This is a genomic window from Modicisalibacter sp. 'Wilcox', from assembly GCF_010993675.1.
Classification (GTDB): domain Bacteria; phylum Pseudomonadota; class Gammaproteobacteria; order Pseudomonadales; family Halomonadaceae; genus Modicisalibacter; species Modicisalibacter tunisiensis.
In genome coordinates this window covers 1-1,382 of record NZ_WNXF01000037.1, presented here as the reverse complement: position 1 = coordinate 1,382, position 1,382 = coordinate 1, and the positions used below count along the sequence as shown (strand labels likewise).

The following is a 1,382-nucleotide window of genomic DNA, read 5'->3' as shown; positions in this document are numbered from 1 at the left end:
GAGCTATGGTGACTTCTGGTGTATGGGAGGAGGTAGGAAGGGTGGCGTATCCTGTTGATTGATCTCGCCAGATCACAATCAACACGGAATGGATACGCCATGACCGATTCTACCCTCCAAGCTCTTTCACAACCAGAACCCCAAGTCACCGACCCGCTGCACGAGCTGCTGCGCCAAGGTGCCCGTGACCTGATCGCCAAGGCCGTCGAGGCCGAGCTGGCCACCTTCCTGGCGCAGTATGCCGATCAGCGGCTCGACGATGGACGCCAGGCTGTGGTCCGCAACGGCTACCTGCCCGAGCGCACCGTCCAGACCGGGGTCGGGGATGTCAGCGTGCAGGTGCCCAAAGTGCGTGACCGCAGTGGGGGTGGCGTTCGCTTCAACAGTAGCCTGCTGCCGCCCTATCTGAAACGAGCCCGCAGCATCGAGGAGCTGATCCCCTGGCTCTACCTGAAGGGGATTTCCACCGGTGACTACCAGGAGGCCCTGGCGGCGCTGCTGGGCGACCAGGCCAAGGGTCTGTCGGCCAACACCGTGTCACGGCTCAAGAAGCAGTGGGAAGACGAGCATACTGAGTGGCGGAAGCGGGACCTGGCCGACCGGCGCTACGTCTACTGGTGGGCCGACGGAATCTACAGCAACGTCCGCATGGATGACCGCCTGTGCCTGCTGGTGATCATCGGCGTCACCGAGCATGGTCGCAAGGAACTGGTGGCCGTCGAGGACGGTTTCCGCGAGTCGGCGGCCAGTTGGGAGACCCTGCTGACGGGCCTGCGAGAACGTGGCCTGACCACGGCCCCGAAACTGGCGGTAGGCGACGGTGCCATGGGGTTCTGGGCAGCGCTGAGCAAGATTTATCCGGAAACCGAGCATCAGCGCTGCTGGGTCCACAAGACGGCTAACGTGCTGAACAAGCTGCCAAAGTCGGTACAACCCAAGGTCAAGGCCGACCTCCATGACATCTGGATGGCCGAGACCCGCTTTGATGCGCACAAGGCCTTTGATCGCACGCTGAAGCGCTTCGAGGCCAAGTACCCCAAGGCGATGGCGTGCCTGGCCAAGGATCGGGACGAGCTGCTGGCGTTCTACGACTACCCGGCAGAGCATTGGGTGCATATCCGCACCACCAACCCGATCGAGTCGACCTTCGCCACGGTCCGGCTACGAACCAAGCGCAGCCGGAACTGCGGTTCCCGGGCGACGACCTTGGCGATGGTCTTCAAGCTGCTCCAGAGCGCTCAGAAGCGCTGGAGGCGCATCAAGCACTTCCAAAAGCTGGAGCTGGTCGTCAGCAACGTCAAGTTCCAGGACGGGGAGCAGGTAACCGATCAGTCAGACAGGAATGCGGCCTGACCGCCATCCACCAGAATTGACAATAACTC

1 protein-coding gene is annotated in these 1,382 nt (G+C 62.2%); it reads left to right on the top strand.

Translation table 11 applies throughout. The annotated features are described in order from the left end of the window. Nucleotides 1-99 precede the first annotated feature (99 nt). Nucleotides 100-1,353: an IS256 family transposase gene (locus G7A98_RS16530; protein ID WP_163650771.1), complete on the top strand. Its 1,254-nt coding sequence runs from the start codon at nucleotides 100-102 to the stop codon at nucleotides 1,351-1,353. The last annotated feature ends 29 nt before the right edge of the window (nucleotides 1,354-1,382 follow it).